The following is an 18,907-nucleotide window of genomic DNA, read 5'->3' on the forward strand; positions in this document are numbered from 1 at the left end:
TTTTATTCAATCTCAATGAAGGCAAAATTTTTAATATTATTTCAATTACTTACATTTACGGTAGTCGCTCAATTTAGCAAAACGCATTATTTACCCCCTGTTTCTTCTGGCGAGATAACTGCTGGTGAACAATATATGTATATTTCAACACCGAGTACATCACCTGTTAGTTTTAACATTACAGCATTAGGAGGTAACGTTATAACTGGAACTGTTACAAGAAATTCACCTTATATCCATAGAATAGGTTATGGTAATAATACCCAAGCTCATGTAAGTTCTTCTTTTGCGCATACCATTCTTAAAAATAAAGGTTATATAATTGAAGCACAAGACTTAGTGGCTGTTTCTATAAGAATACGATCAGAAAACAGTTATCATGCTAGTTCTATCGTTTCAAAAGGGATTGCTGCATTGGGTAAGGAATTTAGATTAGGTGCATTTTTAAACGATCATGTACCTACTTATGATAACTCTCATTATACATTTGCTTCGATTCTTGCTACTGAAAATAATACTCGAATTAAATTTAGCAACATAAAACCTAATACAAGATTAATTAATAATAACGAAGGAAACACTCCCAGTGACATAATTTTAAATAATGGTGAAAGTTTTGTTATTGCCCTAAAAGGATCTAGTTTTCAACCTCGCAATGCTCTTATAGGTGCATTAATATCAGCCGATAAACCCATTACAGTCAATAGTGGCTCATTTGCGGGTTCTAACGGAGATTCTCAAAACTTAGATATGGGCTTTGACCAAATTGTATCAGCTGAAACAATTAATAAAATTGCACCTGAAATTATTAATGGAACAACACCTAATCCTACAGAATATATATTTATAAAAAGTGACGGATGGGATCTTGCCGAAAGGATATTATTAATTGCACATAAAGATGATACTCAAATTTATTTAAATGGTAGCAATACTGCTGATTATATTTTAAATTCAGGAGAATATGTAACAATAGATGGTTCTCAATTTTCATTAAATAATAATCTATATGTAAAATCCACCAAAAACCTTTTCGCTTATCAATCTGTAGGCTCTCTAAAAGAATATAATGATAATAGTAGTAAAGATTTTGCTAATCAAGAAATGTTCTTTGTTCCCCCATTAAGTTGTCAAACCCCAGATAATATAAATAATATTCCATTTATTGATAACCTTGGCAATTATCAGTTTAATGGTCGGATTACAATAGTAACCAAAGCAGGTGCAATTTTAACCTTTAATATAAATGGTATTGATTATGACCTAAAAAATCTCCCTAGTAAGGAAATATCAGGTCCTAATCCTGTTAATGGTAATACAAATTATGTTACCTACACAATAAAAAACTTAACAGGCAATCTAGCTGTTTTTTCAACAGACGAGTTATATATAGCTGCTTATGGTAATAATGGAGCCGCTACATTTGGAGGATATTATTCTGGTTTTACCTTCAAACCCGAAATTGCTTTAGAAAAAGTATCTTTATCCGCTGATAATTGTATTCCAAATATTAAACTAGCAATAAGCACTGCCTCTTCGTTTGATACTTTCCAATGGTATGATCAAGACGGGCCTATTTTAGGCGCTAACACAAATACTTATATACCAACTAAACCTGGATATTATAAAGTAAAAGCAAGTATCTCTACTTGTGGTATTTTTTCTCCATTAGAATCTGATAATATTCCTGTTAGTAATTGTCCTGATAACAATAATGGTTTAATTAACGACAACATTGATATTGATTTAGATAATGATGGTATTTTAAATTGTACAGAATCTTACGGAAATCAAGCTATCAACACAAACCTTAACACTGGTGTTATTCCTTTTAGTTCAACAAATTACATTACTCAAACAATTATTGATGGCAATAGAACCACAACACCATTAATAGGTAATGCAAATGGCACTATCATAACTGAAGTTCAAAAAGGAAAACAAAATAGTGTAACGTATCAAATACAATTTGATCAACCTACGAGTATTGAATTAAAATACCCCAACAATATTCAAGTGAACGAATCTCTAAATGGAGATACAGAATATATAATCAACAGTGATATTAACAGAACTTTAACTGTTTTAAATCCAGATAATCAAATTTTAATTGATACCAACTTTGATGGAATTTTTGAAAATGGCGTAAAACAATTTTCTTCTTTTGAAATTCGTTTTAGACGCAATAGTACTACACCTTTACAATCAGGCTCAGGAACTTTTAAAATAGCAGGAAAAAATATTAATATATTAAAAATCAAACATAAAAATTTATCTGATTCAGTTTCAGCCAAATCCAGTTTAAATTTAGAGGCCTCTTGTGTTTCCAAAGATTCTGATGGTGACACAATTCCTGATAAAGAAGATATAGATAGTGATAATGATGGTATAAATGATCGTATAGAAGCGCAAAATAATACCCCAATAGCTATATCTAATACGGATACTAACCATAATGGATTAGACAATGCTTTTGAACCTGGATTAATACCAGTTGATAACGATAAAGATGGTGTTCCTGATTATCTTGATTTAGATTCGGATAACGATGGAATCTTAGATTCCGAAGAAAAAGAAATAGATTTTGATAACGATGGAATGAGTAACTATCGTGACTTAGACGCTGATAATGATTTATGTTTTGATGTAAAAGAGGCTGGATTTATTGATGCTAATACAGATGGCATATTAGGTAATATCACTCCTCCACAAGTAGATAACAAAGGAAAAGTTATAGGCTTTATAGGATATACAAAACCCAATACGATTTACTTACAATCTGCTCCTATAAGTATAACAGATCAGCCAAAACCAGGTAAAGGATGTCTTTTAGAAAAAACTAAGATTTCTTTAACATCAAACGCTGATACTTTTCAATGGCAAATCTCTACCGATAATGGTGTTAATTGGAATAATTTATCAAATACAAGTAATTATTCTGGGGTTAATACTCCTGAACTAGAAATAAAAAATTTATCTAACGCAATGACAAATCATTTATTTAGAGTTAAATTAAATCGTTTAGGCAATGCGTGTGATTCTTTTTCTAATAATATAGGATTAATCATATATCCTCTTCCAATATTAAAAAGCAATCAAAGATTGATTCAATGTACTAACTCAACAAATGGTCTTGCTCTATTTAATTTAGATAAAGTTCAAAGTTTAATTTCTGATAATTATGCTAATGAAACTTTTAGTTACTTCCATACACAAGCAGGCGCAATTACAAACAACGCAAATGACCAAATAAAAAATCACGAAACTTACACAAATCAAGCACAATCATTAGAAATTATTTGGGCTAGAGTACTCAATTCCAACAATTGTTTTAGTGTAATTCCTTTTGAAATTTATGTATCAACAGCACAAGCCTCTTTTCTTATACCTGAAGATATCATCATAACTTGTGATGATTATGTAGATGCAAATCATGATGATTATGACGGAATAACAACATTTGATTTATCTAAAAATTATAATGGTATAATATCACAATTTAATAATCCTGATATAGAAGTATATTTTTACAGAAATGAAAATGACTATTATCAACAATTTTCAAATGGTAAATCATTAGCTATTGATAAAAATAATTTTACTAACTTTAGAAATACAAATAAAGGAGGCGATAAAATATGGGTTCGAGTAGAAAATAAAATAACAAAAGCTTGTTTAGGAATACCTCTACAATTCGAATTAAAAGTAGAAGCTAAACCAAATATTGACACTAACATTTCAGGCTTATCAAACACCTATATATGTACTGACGACCCTGATTTTAATATTACTTTACAATCTGGACTTCCAATAGGAAGTGATCATCAAAATTTTTCTTACGAATGGTCAAAAGATGGCGTTACAATTCCTTTTAATACAGAATCTATTTCTGTAAATCAAATAGGTACTTATAAAGTAAAAGTCATTAATAAAACACCATCTGCTTGTTTTAGAGAAAGAACTATCAATGTAACAGAATCTAATACAGCTATACTTAACAATAATCTTATTATTCAAGATTTAGTTGATAATAACTCTGTTAGTATAAATGTGTCTGGTAATGGCAAATATGTTTTTGCATTAGATCATATAAATGCTCCTACTCAAAAAATAGGTTATTTTGACAATTTAATACCTGGCGTACACAAAATATATGTTATTGATTTAAATGGTTGCAAAACATTAGAAGTTTCATTTTCTATTTTAGGTTTTCCTGCCTTTTTTACTCCAAATGGTGATGGATACAATGATTACTGGAATGTAATAGGAGCTGATTCTATATTTAATTCTGATGCCAAAATTTTAATCTTTGACCGTTTTGGAAAATTATTAAAAGAAATTTCTCCTTCACAGTCTGGATGGGATGGTACTTATTTAGGCAAACCTCTTCCAGCAGATGACTATTGGTTTACAACTCAATTAAAAGACGGTAGAATTAGTAAAGGTCATTTTTCTATTAAAAGATAAATAAACATTGAAAATAACAATCTTTCTAACCCTCATAAGTAAAAAATTTGTGAGGGTTTTATTTTATATCACAATATTTATGTACACTTATATAAATCGTATATCCTAAAATTCTACAATAAAAAATTTCCGTCTATTATCATTTTTCTCCTTTTTCTTCCTCACCACAAAATCCAATGTATAATCTGAGTTAAAACAAACTCAATATTAATTCCAATTTTATATATTAATAAAAAAATGACTTTACAATGGTAATCATTAAACCCCAAAACACATAAATTAATCAAATACAATCAGTTACAAAATAATCAAAAAAAACATACTCTAAAACTGTAACAATTCATAAAAACTACCAACTAATGGGGAGTATGAATACTGAATTAGAAAAATCATTTGTGAATCAACTAAAAAATAACCAAAATTTGGTTCACAAAATTTGTAGACTTTATACCCAAAATGAAGAAGAACACAACGATTTATTTCAAGAAATTACAATCCAATTATGGAAAGCTTATCCTCAGTTTAGAGGCGATTCTAAATTTTCAACTTGGGCTTATCGAGTAGCTCTTAATACCGCTATTACTTTATATAGAAAATCTTCTAAATCAATTCATACAATTGAATTTGAAACAAGTAGGCATTTTGTATTACAAGAAGAATATAATTACCAAGAAGAAGAAAATCTAAAATTACTCTACAAGGCTGTATATCAACTTAGTGATATAGAAAAAGCACTTGTATTCATGTATTTAGAGGACAAAGACTATAATGAAATTTCTGAAACGCTAGGTATAAGCGAAGTAAATGCAAGAGTAAAAATGAATCGTATCAAAACAAAGTTAAAACAAATAATTAATCCGTAACGATAGAAGGAAAAATGGAAGAATTGGATTTATTAAAGAAAAATTGGAATAATACTAATAATTTTCCAAAAATGACCGAAGAAAATATTTATGCTATGTTACATAAAAATTCATCATCAGCAGTCAAATGGATTTTTATTATCAGTGTTATTGAGTTTTTATTAGGTATTATATTAAGTTTTTCATTTTCTTTAAATAAAAACAGTAAAGAAGATCTTTTTTTAGAAAAAATACATCTACCTGAAATTTATTTAAATATTATCACTGGTATTTCTTATGTGATTATACTGTATTTCATCTATAATTTTTATATATCATATAAAAAAATAGAAGTACTCAACTCTACAAAACAATTAATGAAAAATATTTTTATTGTTAGACAAATTGTTAAAAGATATATTGTTTTTAACCTCAGTCTTTTTGCTATAATACATTCTTATCTATTTGGGTATGGTGTATATATAGGTATATCAGATGAATTCAAATATTCGGAAAATCAAGTAAGTGAATATACTATTTTAATAATTTCTATTTTGATATCTATTTTATTAACGGGCTTAATGATTGCGATCTTTTTATTAATCTATAATTTCTTATACGGCAGATTATTGCGTAAACTAAAGAGAAATTACCTTGAATTAGAAAAGATAAGCTAACAAAGTTTTATGGAATTAATTTCCAAAAAGATAGTTTAAATTTAGTTTATGACTTCCTTATTTTAAATATCTAGGAAGCTTAATTTTTAGAGACCTCCTAGATATATTTATTTAAAAATAGCAACAAAATATTATACTAATTTATTAGTTACTAAATATTCTGCTATTTGCACTGCATTAGTAGCTGCACCTTTTCTTAAATTATCAGCTACAATCCATAAATTAAGGGTATTGGGCTGACTTTCATCACGACGAATTCTTCCTACAAAAACATCATTTTTACCTTCTGCATACAAAGGCATTGGAAACGTAAAAGTATCTATATTATCTTGTACAGTTACCCCTGACATTTCGTGTAGAATAGCGCGAACCTCTGAAACTTCAAAATCTTTTTTAAATTCAACGTTTACAGCTTCACTATGTCCTCCTACTACAGGAACCCTTACAGCAGTAGCTGTAACAGCAATTGTTTTGTCTTCTAGTATCTTTTGAGTTTCACGAACTAATTTCATTTCTTCTTTCGTATAACCATTTTCCTCGAAAACATCACATTGTGGGATTAGATTACGATGAATTGGATATTTGTAAGCCATTTCTTCTTTTATTCCAGCATATTCATTTTCTAATTGTCTTACCGCTTTAACCCCCGTCCCTGTAATAGACTGATAAGTAGAAACAATAACACGTTTTATATCATATTTTTTATGTAAAGGAGACAGTACCATTACCATTTGAATAGTCGAACAATTAGGATTAGCAATAATCTTATCTTCCTTGGTAAGAATAGCTGCATTAATTTCAGGAACTATTAACTTTTTTGTAGGATCCATACGCCAAGCAGATGAATTATCAATAACTGTTGTTCCAACCGCTGCAAACTGAGGTGCCCATTCTTTAGAAGTTTCTCCACCTGCAGAAAAAATAGCAATTTCGGGTTTCATTTCAACCGCTGTTTGCATACCTACTACTTTATACAATTTTCCCTTAAATTCTATATCTTTTCCAATTGATTTTTCAGAAGCCACAGGAATTAATTCTGTGATTGGAAAATTACGTTCTGCTAAAACTTGTAGCATTACCTCTCCTACCATACCGGTAGCACCTACAACAGCTATTTTCATTGTCTTGTGTATGTTTAATTTTTGCAGAACAAATGTACATAATATTTATTTTCAAACTATTTAGAACTCTTATTTTATAAGAAATTCTTAACATTAAAAAAGATAAATAGCATATTCTTGCATTTACATTTTTTTCACATTTTAAAAATAAAAATACCTGATTAAATCTACTATAAAAAAATAGAAAAAAACAATTGTAAGAATTGCTTATTGAATATATTTCGAAGTATTTTTGTAATCAAGGCATTAAATAAAAACATAATGAAAATTATTATATCTCCTGCAAAATCTTTAGATTTTGAAAAAAAATTACCTATTGATCAATTTACACAACCCTCTTTTTTAAATAAGTCAGAAGAAATAATTAAAGTATTAAAACAATTAACACCAAATGATTTATCTAATCTAATGAAAATATCACCTGCACTAGGAGAATTAAATTGGCAAAGAAATCAAGAATTTAAAATTCCCTTTACGCCTAAAAATGCTCGTCCCGCAGTGTATGCTTTTAACGGAGATGTCTACCAAGGATTAGATGCCTATAGTATATCAGAACAAAAAATAGATCAATTACAAAGTAAACTCCGTATACTTTCGGGACAATACGGCTTATTAAAACCATTAGATCTCATTCAACCTTATCGTTTAGAAATGGGAACAAAGTTAGCTATAGGTAATAAAAAAAATCTTTATGAATATTGGAAAGAAACCTTAACAGATAGTTTAAATCAGGAATTAGAAAATAACGATATTTTGATTAATCTTGCTAGTCACGAGTATTCTTCTGTCATTAATTTTAAAAAAATAAAAGTTCCTGTTATTGCACCTGAATTCAAAGATTATAAAAATGGTCAATTAAAAATAATCTCTTTTTTTGCCAAAAAAGCTAGAGGACTTATGGTTCGTTATATTATTGAAAACAATATTGAAACATTAGAAGATTTAAAAAGTTTTAATTACGAAAGATATTCATTTGACGCATCTCTCTCTACACATACTAAATTAGTATTTACAAGATAAACTAATAAAATGAATCTTTATATATAAAAAGAGGCTGTCCAAAAAATAATAAATCAACATGCAGTTTGTCACTCTGACATAAGGAGGATCTCATAATCAACATTATGTAATTTCTCCTTTTGGTCGAAATGAAAGATTGCAATTTTTTTGGACAGTTTCTTTTCTTTTATATTTTTTAACTATTGAATTTAATTCTTTTCATATTGCTTTGATTTTAGTATTTGAGAAACGGTTTGATAATTACTAATCGTTTCTTTTACCAATTGATTATCTATATCATTTTTAGTTATTTCATCATACATGATTTGAAATTCTTTTGATAAAACAGAAGGTTGTAAAACCAAATCAAATTGCTTCACTTTTTGCTTTGGTGAAATAATTGTAAGTATATTGTTTTTAATATACCCCAGATCTTGATATGTTGCTATAAATGCCCTTGGTTTGTAATCTATTGAATAAACATCTTGTCCATAAAATTTACTCGTATAACGAAAACCTAGCCTTCCAAATAAAGTAGGCATAATATCTATTTGAGACATTAATATTGGATTTATAGCTCCTTTTTTCATGGGTTCAAAAATCATAGCAGGTATACGATATTTATCCATAGGCAATTCTGTTTTTCCTGCACTTGATGCACAATGATCCGCAATGATTACGAAAATAGTATTCTTATACCAAGTTTGTTTTTTTGCCATATTAAAAAATTGACGCAAGGCATAATCAGTATATTTTACACCTCCTTCACGTGATTTTGCGTCATTAGGAATGTCTATTTTATTAGCAGGATAAGTAAAAGGTCTATGATTACTTACAGTCATCCAATGATTAAAAAAAGGTTTCCCTGTTTTAGCTTCTGCATTCATTACTTGAATAGCTTTTTTAGCCATATCTTCATCACAAACTCCCCAAACATTGGAAAAAGTTATTTCATTAGGTTTAAACGTTTTTTTATCTACTATTTCATATCCATTTCCTCCAAAAAAATCTTCCATATTATCAAAATAAGCATCTCCCCCATAAAGATATTTTACCGTATATCCTTTTTGTTTAAAGATACTTCCTGTAGAAAACTTATTCTTGTTGTCTTTTCTCTTTACTATACTTTCACCTGGTGATGGAGGAAGACATAATGTAACTGCCTCTAAGCCTCTTATTGTTCTATTTCCAACCGCATATAAATTGGTAAACTGTGTACTTTGAGTAGCCAAACTATCTAAAAAAGGAGTTACGTTAAGCTGATTTCCATAACATTTCATAAAATCAGCACTCAAACTTTCAATAGTTATTAAAACCACATTCTTCTTAGTTTCTGGTAATCTAGAAACAATTAATCTTTCAGATGTTTTATTTTCTAAATTACCTAATTGTTCTTTCAATAAAGTAAATGCTTCTTCTTCTGGAATAGTTTTATAAAATTTTTGATAATCTAATTCACTATTCATAAATGCTAAGTAAAAACGATAAAGACCACTTGCCTGCAACTCGTTAGCAAAAACATTTGAAGAAGTTTCTTGTTTAGCTAGAATAGGAATTAAAAAAAAACTTACTATTATTAAACCAATATAAGCAATAGTTGATTTTACTTTATCCTGAAAAGAAGGCAGATTTTTTAAAAACACCTCTGAGGTTTTTACTATTTTATAAGTAAAAAATGCCGTAATTAATCCAACTCCTGTAAATAAAGGAATTATAGGATACGATTCCATTATATTCTTGATTACTTCGTTTGTATAAACTAAGTAATCAACTGCAATAAAATTATAACGTACACCAAATTCATTCCAAAAGAAAAATTCGCTCACCGTATTTTGTACTATAATTAGCACCACTAAAAATACCGTTATTGAAAATAAAATAGTTCGAATTTGTTTTCTATAAGTAGGCATAAAAAGCATTAATCCAAAAAACAAAGTCTTAAGAGCTACAAAACTTATACCTATTTCGGGTAAAACACCCCCATATTCATTTAAAATCGTATTACCAAAACTTACATATAATAAAAGAGTGCAAAAGGAAACAAAAATAATATAGCCCCAAGGCTTTTCATATTTAGTATTCGATAAAAATAATAAATAGAGCCATAATAAACCAGAAGCCATAATAAAAACAAAAAAATCAGAAATAAATCCTGTTAGAAAAATCTTACCTAATTCTTTCCAACTAAAACTAGTAGTGGTAATAGGATGAAATAAGAGCACAATTCTTAAAATAAAGTTACTAAGTAAAAATAGACTCAACAACTGTTTGTAGGGCGATTTTTTTTCAAAAAAATTCATTGCATTTTAAATTTTAGCAAAATTAACTATTAAATTTGGCATACTATAAAATTTATACGATGAATTCTGTACATTTACATTTATTAGTTAACCATTTCCCAATCATTGGAGTATTCTTTGGTATCGCTATTTTAGTTTATGGAATTTTTAGAAAAAACGCTTTAGTTTTAAATATAGCTTATACTATTTTTATTTTTTCTATGATAATGGGCAAAATCTCAATGATAACAGGAGATAAAGCAGAACATTTTTTAGAGAAAACAAATAATTTCCCCCACGTTTTAATAGAATTTCATGAAGAAAAAGCAGAAATTTTTATGAAAACAGTATACCTTTTAGGTTCTATTTCTATAATAGGAATAATTACTAATAAAAAAAAACACCCTAAAGCTCAATTCTTAGCTTTTTTAATATTACTCATAGCAGGTACAAGTATATTTTTTTCACAACCAGTAGGTACTTCTGGAGGCAGGATTCATCATAATGAAATTCGTAAAAATTAAAATATAGTTTTAAAAATAATACAACTTCCTCTCCCCTATTTTCTTATCATTTATTTTTTTACATCATCTTATTTGATATAAAACCACTTTCCTTTTTTTACACCTTATCAAATCCTAAAGAGCTGATTTTTTATTTATTATGGTTTTCATTAATTCTAAAATATTTAAAATAAGAATTGAATAAAATCTGATCAAAATCATAAACTAAAGAATAAATCATATTCAAAATTCCAAACACTATTATCTAATAAATTTTAAAATAATCTTTATTTTAAATAAAAAATAAATGAACGTTCATTTATTTTTTGTAATTTTGTCTTCTTGAATTTAAGCAAATATGATCATCAAAGTAAACTAAATCCAAATATGACAGAACAAGAATTAATATTAGATATTCAATCTATTCTTCAAGAAAAAATGAAAAAAGATTATGTCGAGGGAAAAACAAAAAGAGACGCACATCCTAGATGTTTAGCCTTATTAAAAGCTAATTTTAAAATAATGAAAAATTTACCTAATAATTTGCAAATAGGAATTTTTCAACCTGGAAAGATTTATAAATCTTTTATTAGAATATCAAATGCAAGTGGAAAAGTACAATCAGATAAAGTAAAAGATTTCAGAGGTTTTGCTATTAAACTCATTGAAGTAGAAGGAAAACGTTTTGACTCAACAGAAAGCCATACACAAGATTTTTTGATGATATCTCTTCCTACAATGCCCCTTGGTACCGTAAAACTTTTTAGAGATGCCGTATATTATGCAGTAAAATGGAATCCTTTTATTTTAGCAATGAAAATGATGTTCACTGGCAATGGAAAAGCCCTAAAAGAACTTAATAATGCCAAAAAAAATGAACCTAGCCCTTTGGATTTAACATACTGGAGTACAACACCTTATATGTATGGAAATCAACAAATAAAATTCAAAATTGTACCTACCTCTGCTACAAAAAGTGAATTACCTCAAGTTATTACTGATAACTATCTAACCGAAAATATGGTAAATCATTTACAAAAAGACATTGCTAAATTTGATTTTTACATTCAGCCTTTTACTGACGAAAAAAATACACCAATAGAAAACGCAGGAATTGAGTGGAATAGTTCTTTTATAAAAGTTGCAGAAATAGAAATTCCAATTCAAAATTTTAACACAGAAGAGCATTTTGATTTTGCTGAACAATTATCTTTTTCTCCTTCTAATTCATTAGAAGAACATAAACCAATTGGAGGAATAAACCGTGCGAGAATAGAAATTTATAATGCGTTATCTAAGTTTCGCCATCAACGTAATAATAAACCAATAATAGAACCTACTTTAAATGATTTTAACACCAAATAATAATCACTCAAACAATGAATAATTTTAAATCAATCAGTTTTATAGTATTGCGTTATTTACTAGCAATATTTATGACAAATGCTGGTATTCAGCATTTTACAAAACCTAATTTTTACGTTCCTTTTGTTCCTGATTTTTTACCTTTCAAAAATTTTATAATATCAGGATCAGGAATTTTAGAAATAGGTTTAGGAGTATTATTAGTATTCAAAAATAATCTAGCAAAATATGCTGGATTAGGAATATTCTTCTTAATGCTACTATTTTTACCTATACACATAAAAGATGTATTGGTAGAAAATCCTTCTATAGGATCTCATAAACTAGCTATCATCCGTTTACCTATCCAATTTATTTTTTTAGCTTGGTCATGGTTTATTTGGAAATATTTAGACAAACAAAAAGAAACTTTTAAAAACAATTAATAATATAGAACATGAAACGAAAACATATTTATCTTTTATTGAGTATTTTAGGAATTTGTTATACTTGGTTTTTCAATATTCAATATTTCCAAACAGCAATAGATCCTTCTCTTCTAAATTTTTTCAAAGATGCCAAATGTAGTCTTCCTGCTCAATCATTAGAGGCTGATTTAAAAGTTGTTGTCCTTACCTTTTTTATTTTCTATATTCCTGATGCTATACGATTGAAGATTAAATATTGGTGGACTTTAATCCCTCTTACATTTTTAATTGCCGTAGCTTTTACTTTTCCTTTTTATCTATTTCTAAGAGAATTAAAACTTGAAAAAGAAAAAATTTAATTATAAGAAAATCGTTTTTTATAAATAAATCTAAGTAAAAACACTTGTTGCACAACTATAAAATTATGTCATAATACAATTTTTCAAAGTTGTGCAACTATCATAACAACAATTCTATCATTACATTATCTATCAATCGTCATTGTTTAAAAAACAAGAAAATACAATATAACAAAATGAAAAAAACAGCCATTATACTTGGAGCAACAGGACTTACAGGAAGCTATTTGTTAGATTTGTTATTAATGAGTGAAGAATATGAAAAAGTTAAAATATTTACCCGAAAAACAACAGGTAAAAAACATCCAAAACTAGAAGAATTTATAGGTGATATACTTTCTTTGGAAAATTTTTCTAAAGATTTCAAAGCAGATGAGGTTTTCTGTTGCATTGGTACCACAAAAGCTCAAACACCTAATAAAGATCAATATTACGCTATTGATTATGGTATTCCTGTTAGCGCAGCTAAATTATGTGAACAAAATCAGATTTCTACTCTTAGTGTAATTTCTGCTATTGGCTCAAATCCAAAATCTTCTGTTTTTTATAGCCAGACTAAAGGCAAAATGGAAGAAAGTGTTTTAAAACATAATATTCCTAACATACTTGTTTACAGACCTTCTTTAATTTACGGAGAAAGAAAAGACAAACGTCTTGCTGAAAACATAGCCACTATATTAATCAACGGATTACAGTTTCTTCTTATAGGTAAAATGAAAAAATACCGTGCTATCACAGGTAAAGAGTTAGCTAACACTTTGTTTTTAGGCGTAAAAAAAACAGGACATCAAATTATTGAAAGAAACACTTTTCATATAATTTGAAAGTAAAAAATGGTATCTCTATATAATACTAAACAAACTTTTTAAAACATTTTAATTCTTATCAAGAAGTATTTTATTTCATAATTTTCAAGTTTACTGAATCATTTTTAGATATAAAATTATTATCAACAGCAACTCTCACTCAAAAATATCTTATTTTTACTACCTTTGATAATTAATTTAAATGTACGATGAAAGTTTCCGTAGCTCTATGTACTTATAATGGTGAAAAATTCCTAAATGAGCAAATTAACTCAATACTCAAACAAACAAAAGAAGTTAATGAAATAATCATTTGTGACGACTGCTCTACTGATCAGACCATGGACATTTTAAAAGAATACCAATTAAAATTTCCTAATATTTTTAAAATTTTTAAAAACGAAACAAATCTTCGTAGCGTAAAAAATTTTGAAAAAGCAATCCAACTTTGTTCAGGAGATCTAATTTTTCTATCAGATCAAGACGACATTTGGTCTCCCAATAAAGTTTATGACTATATCCTTTTTTTTCAAAAAAATCCTAAAATAAGTGTTATAGCATCTAATGGTTATTGTATTGATGAAAATTCAAAATCTCATAAAAAATATGCTGTATGGGACATACCTCGATTCCTTGAAAATAAAGGTATTGAATTTAATTTTCACAGATTAATAAGTCTCTCGGGCAACATTGCCACAGGGGCTTCAATGGCTTTTAAAAAGGAAATAATACCCGATATAATTCCTTTTCCTACTATTCAAAACTTTCATCATGACGAATGGATCGCTATTATTTCCAGTTCAAAAAATCAATTCGCTTTTTTACACGACAAATATTTTTATTATAGAATCCATTCAAATCAACAAGTTGGCGGTATTTTTTATAAAAAAAATAAGTCTCAAAAAACAATTCTTATTGATCTTTTTAATATAGACAATCCAGCAAGTAATTTTATAGGTTATAAAAAGAGGATAAAAAAAATAATTTCAAATATCGAGCGTGATAGTTTACTAGAACAATCAAATCCTAAATATTCCTTTTTATTTGAGAAAAACAAAAAGGAATCAATCAATCTTTATCATTACAATAAGACTTTAATGAGGAATAAATTTCCTTTAAGATTTTTTTTATTGAAAATATCTGATAAAATTCTAAATAAAAGAAAATTTGACTACTAACGAAAGTCATTCTCTAAAAACTATTCAATACTAACAACCAACTAATTTTAATATCAACATTTATTAGCTAAAAGGTATAATTTTAGAATTAATATTTATTTATTTTGTTATTCTTTATTACTTTTTCAGATTCTATTAAATAAAAGCCATTTTTTTTAGATAGTAGATAAGAAATATTTAACAAGATGAATTATAATTAAAAATATAATTTTATTAAAACATATAAAAAATGATAAAAGTAAGTGTTTGTATGATTACCTATAATCATGAAAAATACATAAAACAAGCCATTGAAAGTATTTTAATGCAAAAAACTAACTTTGATTTTGAATTGATTATTTCAAATGATAATTCTAATGATACTACTCATAAAATTATTTTAGATCTTTTAGAAGAACATATTGACTCAAAAAAAATAAAATATTTACACAATAAAAAGAATCTAGGAATGATGCCTAATTTCATTCAAGCTATTCAAAATTGTAAAGGTGAATATATAGCACTTTGTGAAGGTGATGATTATTGGACTGATCATGAAAAATTACAAAAACAAGTAGATTTTTTAGATACCAACAAAAATTTCGCAATATGTTTTCACCCTGTCAATATTGATTATCAAAATGAAATAATTGAAGATAATATTACAAAAAAAGTAAAAAATCACACTTCCATTTATGACTTAGCTTCTGGTAATTATATTCATACTTGCTCCGTATTATATAGAAATAATCTCTATAATAGTTTCCCTGAATATTTTTACTCTACACCTGTTGGCGATTATTTTTTACATCTTTTGAATGCTCAATACGGGGATATTTATCGTTTAGAAGAAACAATGGGAAATTATAGAATCCATGATACTTCTTATTGGTCATCTAAGAAACAAAATGAAAGAGAAGCAATTTGGATTGAATTTTTGAAGAACATTAAAACTTCGTTTCCAAAAAAAATTCAAAAAATAATAGATAAACAAATAAAAACACATCAACCTAAAAAAGTAAGTTGGTTTAAAAAAACAAGAAGAGCTTTTAAAGATATTTTTTTTCAAAAAATTCAACTATCAAATTTGAGAAAAAAATATAATTTAATAATAGTAGATGACATTCTTCCATCTACCCTTTCACCATGGAGAAATTTAGAATATAATGAGCTAATTAAAAATTTTGATAATTCTATTATATATACAGATACCAGTACTTATGTTTCGTACTCACAAGGTAAAACCTTTAATGAAAATCTAAATTCGTTAGAAAAGCTATACCCTTTTATTAAAAATAAAATAAAAAAGTTAAAGCGAACCTCAAATATGAATTGCAACCTTTTTTATACCATATTTTACAATAATATAAATAAGCATTTTGATTTTTTAGAAGCAAACAAAATCCCCTTTGCTTTTACCCTATATCCAGGAGGAGGCTTTGTAATAAATAATGAAGAAATTGATGAACGTCTAAAAAAAATATTTAGTTCTAAATTTTTCAAAGGTGTCATAGTAAATCAATACATAACAAAGGAATATCTCTTAAAAAAACGATTAATAGATCCTGAAAAAATAAAACTTATTTTTGGAGTTCCAATTTCAATTGAAAAAACCTCTACAAAAATTGAAAAACCAACAGAAAAGATAAATATTTTATTTTTTGCCAATAAGTATACAAAAAATGGAGAGGATAAAGGTTTCGATGATTTTCAATTAATAGCTAAAGAACTTATTTCTAAATCTACTAATTATAATTTCATCGTCATTGGCAACTTTAATTACAATGATTTAAAAATAAATGATCTACAAAATCATTTCGATTTTAAAGGTATTCTTGACAAAAAACTATTTAATGAAGAATTAAAAAAAACACATATAATAATTTCTCCTAATAAACCTTTTAAAATTGCAAAAGGAAGTTTTGATGGTTTTCCACTGGCAACATGTATAAGTGCATCTATTTATGAAAATGTATTAATACTTTCTGATTACTTCAATGAAGCTGAAAAAATAAATCTAATAGATGGGGTTGATTTTATAAAATTTGACTCTAATATAAATAAGGTAGTAAATGAAATAGAGGCATTAAAAACAGATCCTGAAAAAATGAATACTATAGCCCTTAATGGGAAAAATAAATTATTAAATTTGTACGATTTTAATAATCAAATCATACCTAGAATTAATTTTATAAAAAACATATTAAATTGATAAACGTCACTAAAACTTTTTTGCCTAATCAAGAAGAATATATCAACTATCTAAATCGTGCTTGGGAAAAAGTATGGTTAACTAATAGAGGAGAACTAACCATTGAATTAGAAAACAAGTTAAAGCATCATTTAGGAGTCAATAATATAATAATTACCAACAATGGAACCATCCCTCTTCAGATTGCTTTAAAAATTCTTGGAAATAATAGTGAAATTATTACTACCCCTTTTTCGTATGTAGCTACAACTTCTTCAATTATTTGGGAAAATTGCACTCCTGTTTTTGTTGATATACATCCAGAGTATTTGACAATTGATGAGAGCAAAATAGAAAACGCAATCACTCCGAAAACTACTGCTATTTTAGCTACTCATGTTTTTGGAAATCCATGTGAAGTAAAAAAAATAGATGAAATTACAAAGAAACATGATCTTCATGTAATCTACGATGCTGCTCATGCCTTTGGTGTACAATACGAAAATCAATCCATTTTTAATTTTGGAGACGTAAGTACCTGTAGTTTTCATGCAACAAAAATATTCCATACAGGAGAAGGAGGAGCTATGTTTTGTAATAATCATGAACTGAATCACAAACTATTCTATAGTCATAATTTCGGACATAATGGCTCCATGGATTTTCATGGACTGGGTATAAATGCTAAAATTTCAGAATTGCAATCAGCTATGGGATTAGCCGTTTTTGATCATATTGATGAAATTTTTGAAGAACGCAAAAAAATAGTCGAATATTATGATATAAATTTGAATTTAAATAAACTACAAAGACTAAAAATTCGTAAAAACACTATTTGGAACTATAGCTATTACCCTATCATTTTTGATACAGAAAATACACTCCTTAAAGTTCAAAAAGAACTAAATAAAAAAAATATAATCCCTCGAAGGTATTTTTATCCATCATTAAACAAAATAAATTATATTAATGGTATAGAAATGCCTATTTCAGAATCTATTGCCTCTAGAATTTTATGTCTTCCTTTATATGTAGGTCTAAAAGAAAATGAATTAAAATTAATTATATCAATAATCAATTCATTATGTTAATAGTAGGTGCCAAAGGTTTTGCAAAAGAAGTATTAGAAATCCTTCATCAAAACAATAGTCTTGAAAATGTTGTTTTTTTTGACAATGTAAATCCTGATATAGAAGGAAAGCTATACGGAATTTATCCAATTCTAAAATCTTTTGATGAAGCAAAAGATTTTTTTGAAACACAAACAAATAAATTTACAATTGGAATAGGAAATCCAATATTAAGAAAAAATCTCTATAAAAAATTTACTGAATTAGGTGGAGAATTTACTTCTACAATAAGCTCCTATTCACAAATTGGAAATTATGATGTTTCTATTGGAATAGGTAGCAACGTTTTAACCAATTCCATTTTTTCAAACTCTTCAAAAATAGGCAAAGGGTGTATTGTGTATTATGGAGTTACTATTACACATGATTGTGAAATAGGTAATTTTGTGGAACTTTCCCCTAACTCAACAATTTTAGGTAATGTTAAAATTGGAGACTATTCACAAATTGGGTCTAATGCTACTCTTTTACCCAAAATAACAATTGGGAAAAATGTTATAGTAGCTGCTGGATCAGTAGTTACTAAAGATATTCCTGATAATTGTATGGTTGCCGGCATACCAGCTGTTATAAAAAAAGAGATTCTCCCTTTAGATTTTTAAAT

Annotated in this window: 15 protein-coding genes; 13 read left to right on the plus strand and 2 right to left on the minus strand. The window is 27.3% G+C overall.

What is annotated here, in order from left to right; translation table 11 throughout:
• Positions 1-15: 15 nt before the first annotated feature.
• The 3 genes from ACUXZJ_RS12855 to ACUXZJ_RS12865 all read left to right on the plus strand — a co-directional run bounded on the left by ACUXZJ_RS12855 (position 16) and on the right by ACUXZJ_RS12865 (position 5,986).
• On the plus strand, positions 16-4,467 hold the full coding sequence (locus ACUXZJ_RS12855) for a T9SS type B sorting domain-containing protein (protein WP_060382389.1): 4,452 nt from the start codon (positions 16-18) through the stop codon (positions 4,465-4,467).
• 368 nt (positions 4,468-4,835) lie between these two features.
• The gene (locus ACUXZJ_RS12860) at positions 4,836-5,330 is read left to right on the plus strand and encodes an RNA polymerase sigma factor (protein WP_060382390.1); all 495 of its coding nucleotides are present in this window, start codon (positions 4,836-4,838) and stop codon (positions 5,328-5,330) included.
• Positions 5,331-5,344: 14 nt separating this feature from the next.
• Positions 5,345-5,986: a hypothetical protein gene (locus ACUXZJ_RS12865; protein WP_060382391.1), complete on the plus strand. Its 642-nt coding sequence runs from the start codon at positions 5,345-5,347 to the stop codon at positions 5,984-5,986.
• Between the two features lie 131 nt (positions 5,987-6,117).
• Here ACUXZJ_RS12865 and ACUXZJ_RS12870 read toward each other — a convergent pair whose 3' ends face one another.
• Positions 6,118-7,107: an aspartate-semialdehyde dehydrogenase gene (locus tag ACUXZJ_RS12870; RefSeq protein WP_060382392.1), complete on the minus strand. Its 990-nt coding sequence runs from the start codon at positions 7,105-7,107 to the stop codon at positions 6,118-6,120.
• A gap of 261 nt (positions 7,108-7,368) precedes the next feature.
• Here ACUXZJ_RS12870 and yaaA point away from each other — a divergent pair, with 261 nt between their 5' ends.
• Positions 7,369-8,127, plus strand: coding sequence for a peroxide stress protein YaaA (gene yaaA, locus ACUXZJ_RS12875; protein ID WP_060382393.1), 759 nt, complete (start codon positions 7,369-7,371; stop codon positions 8,125-8,127).
• Positions 8,128-8,315: 188 nt separating this feature from the next.
• Here yaaA and ACUXZJ_RS12880 read toward each other — a convergent pair whose 3' ends face one another.
• A complete protein-coding gene (locus ACUXZJ_RS12880; RefSeq protein ID WP_060382394.1) occupies positions 8,316-10,406 on the minus strand; it encodes an LTA synthase family protein in 2,091 nt (696 codons plus the stop codon).
• A gap of 59 nt (positions 10,407-10,465) precedes the next feature.
• Between ACUXZJ_RS12880 and ACUXZJ_RS12885 the strand changes: the two genes are divergently transcribed.
• From ACUXZJ_RS12885 to ACUXZJ_RS12925, 9 genes are all read left to right on the plus strand, one after another.
• The gene (locus ACUXZJ_RS12885; RefSeq protein ID WP_060382395.1) at positions 10,466-10,909 is read left to right on the plus strand and encodes a hypothetical protein; all 444 of its coding nucleotides are present in this window, start codon (positions 10,466-10,468) and stop codon (positions 10,907-10,909) included.
• 366 nt (positions 10,910-11,275) lie between these two features.
• Positions 11,276-12,253, plus strand: coding sequence for a catalase (locus ACUXZJ_RS12890; protein WP_088466838.1), 978 nt, complete (start codon positions 11,276-11,278; stop codon positions 12,251-12,253).
• Between the two features lie 14 nt (positions 12,254-12,267).
• Positions 12,268-12,678: a DoxX family protein gene (locus ACUXZJ_RS12895; RefSeq protein WP_063743843.1), complete on the plus strand. Its 411-nt coding sequence runs from the start codon at positions 12,268-12,270 to the stop codon at positions 12,676-12,678.
• Between the two features lie 11 nt (positions 12,679-12,689).
• Positions 12,690-13,019, plus strand: coding sequence for a DUF2834 domain-containing protein (locus tag ACUXZJ_RS12900; protein ID WP_060382397.1), 330 nt, complete (start codon positions 12,690-12,692; stop codon positions 13,017-13,019).
• A gap of 176 nt (positions 13,020-13,195) precedes the next feature.
• Positions 13,196-13,843: an NAD-dependent epimerase/dehydratase family protein gene (locus ACUXZJ_RS12905; protein WP_060382398.1), complete on the plus strand. Its 648-nt coding sequence runs from the start codon at positions 13,196-13,198 to the stop codon at positions 13,841-13,843.
• A 191-nt stretch (positions 13,844-14,034) separates the two neighbouring features.
• Positions 14,035-15,003 carry a glycosyltransferase family 2 protein gene (locus ACUXZJ_RS12910; RefSeq protein ID WP_088466837.1) on the plus strand — a complete coding sequence of 323 codons (969 nt, stop codon included), beginning with the start codon at positions 14,035-14,037 and terminating at the stop codon, positions 15,001-15,003.
• Positions 15,004-15,232: 229 nt separating this feature from the next.
• On the plus strand, positions 15,233-17,194 hold the full coding sequence (locus ACUXZJ_RS12915; RefSeq protein WP_446195188.1) for a glycosyltransferase: 1,962 nt from the start codon (positions 15,233-15,235) through the stop codon (positions 17,192-17,194).
• On the plus strand, positions 17,191-18,264 hold the full coding sequence (locus ACUXZJ_RS12920; RefSeq protein ID WP_446195189.1) for a DegT/DnrJ/EryC1/StrS family aminotransferase: 1,074 nt from the start codon (positions 17,191-17,193) through the stop codon (positions 18,262-18,264). The genes ACUXZJ_RS12915 and ACUXZJ_RS12920 overlap by 4 nt, the downstream gene beginning before the upstream one ends.
• Positions 18,258-18,905: an acetyltransferase gene (locus tag ACUXZJ_RS12925; protein ID WP_127821846.1), complete on the plus strand. Its 648-nt coding sequence runs from the start codon at positions 18,258-18,260 to the stop codon at positions 18,903-18,905. The genes ACUXZJ_RS12920 and ACUXZJ_RS12925 overlap by 7 nt, the downstream gene beginning before the upstream one ends.
• Positions 18,906-18,907: the final 2 nt, after the last annotated feature.

It is taken from the genome of Flavobacterium sp. TN-1 (assembly GCF_052828645.1).

Coding starts and splice junctions, on each gene's coding strand:
- ACUXZJ_RS12855 (WP_060382389.1), top strand. CDS start 16: ATGAAGGCAAAATTTTTAATATTATTTCAATTACTTACATTTACGGTA.
- ACUXZJ_RS12860 (WP_060382390.1), top strand. CDS start 4,836: ATGAATACTGAATTAGAAAAATCATTTGTGAATCAACTAAAAAATAAC.
- ACUXZJ_RS12865 (WP_060382391.1), top strand. CDS start 5,345: ATGGAAGAATTGGATTTATTAAAGAAAAATTGGAATAATACTAATAAT.
- ACUXZJ_RS12870 (WP_060382392.1), bottom strand. CDS start 7,107: ATGAAAATAGCTGTTGTAGGTGCTACCGGTATGGTAGGAGAGGTAATG.
- yaaA (WP_060382393.1), top strand. CDS start 7,369: ATGAAAATTATTATATCTCCTGCAAAATCTTTAGATTTTGAAAAAAAA.
- ACUXZJ_RS12880 (WP_060382394.1), bottom strand. CDS start 10,406: ATGAATTTTTTTGAAAAAAAATCGCCCTACAAACAGTTGTTGAGTCTA.
- ACUXZJ_RS12885 (WP_060382395.1), top strand. CDS start 10,466: ATGAATTCTGTACATTTACATTTATTAGTTAACCATTTCCCAATCATT.
- ACUXZJ_RS12890 (WP_088466838.1), top strand. CDS start 11,276: ATGACAGAACAAGAATTAATATTAGATATTCAATCTATTCTTCAAGAA.
- ACUXZJ_RS12895 (WP_063743843.1), top strand. CDS start 12,268: ATGAATAATTTTAAATCAATCAGTTTTATAGTATTGCGTTATTTACTA.
- ACUXZJ_RS12900 (WP_060382397.1), top strand. CDS start 12,690: ATGAAACGAAAACATATTTATCTTTTATTGAGTATTTTAGGAATTTGT.
- ACUXZJ_RS12905 (WP_060382398.1), top strand. CDS start 13,196: ATGAAAAAAACAGCCATTATACTTGGAGCAACAGGACTTACAGGAAGC.
- ACUXZJ_RS12910 (WP_088466837.1), top strand. CDS start 14,035: ATGAAAGTTTCCGTAGCTCTATGTACTTATAATGGTGAAAAATTCCTA.
- ACUXZJ_RS12915 (WP_446195188.1), top strand. CDS start 15,233: ATGATAAAAGTAAGTGTTTGTATGATTACCTATAATCATGAAAAATAC.
- ACUXZJ_RS12925 (WP_127821846.1), top strand. CDS start 18,258: ATGTTAATAGTAGGTGCCAAAGGTTTTGCAAAAGAAGTATTAGAAATC.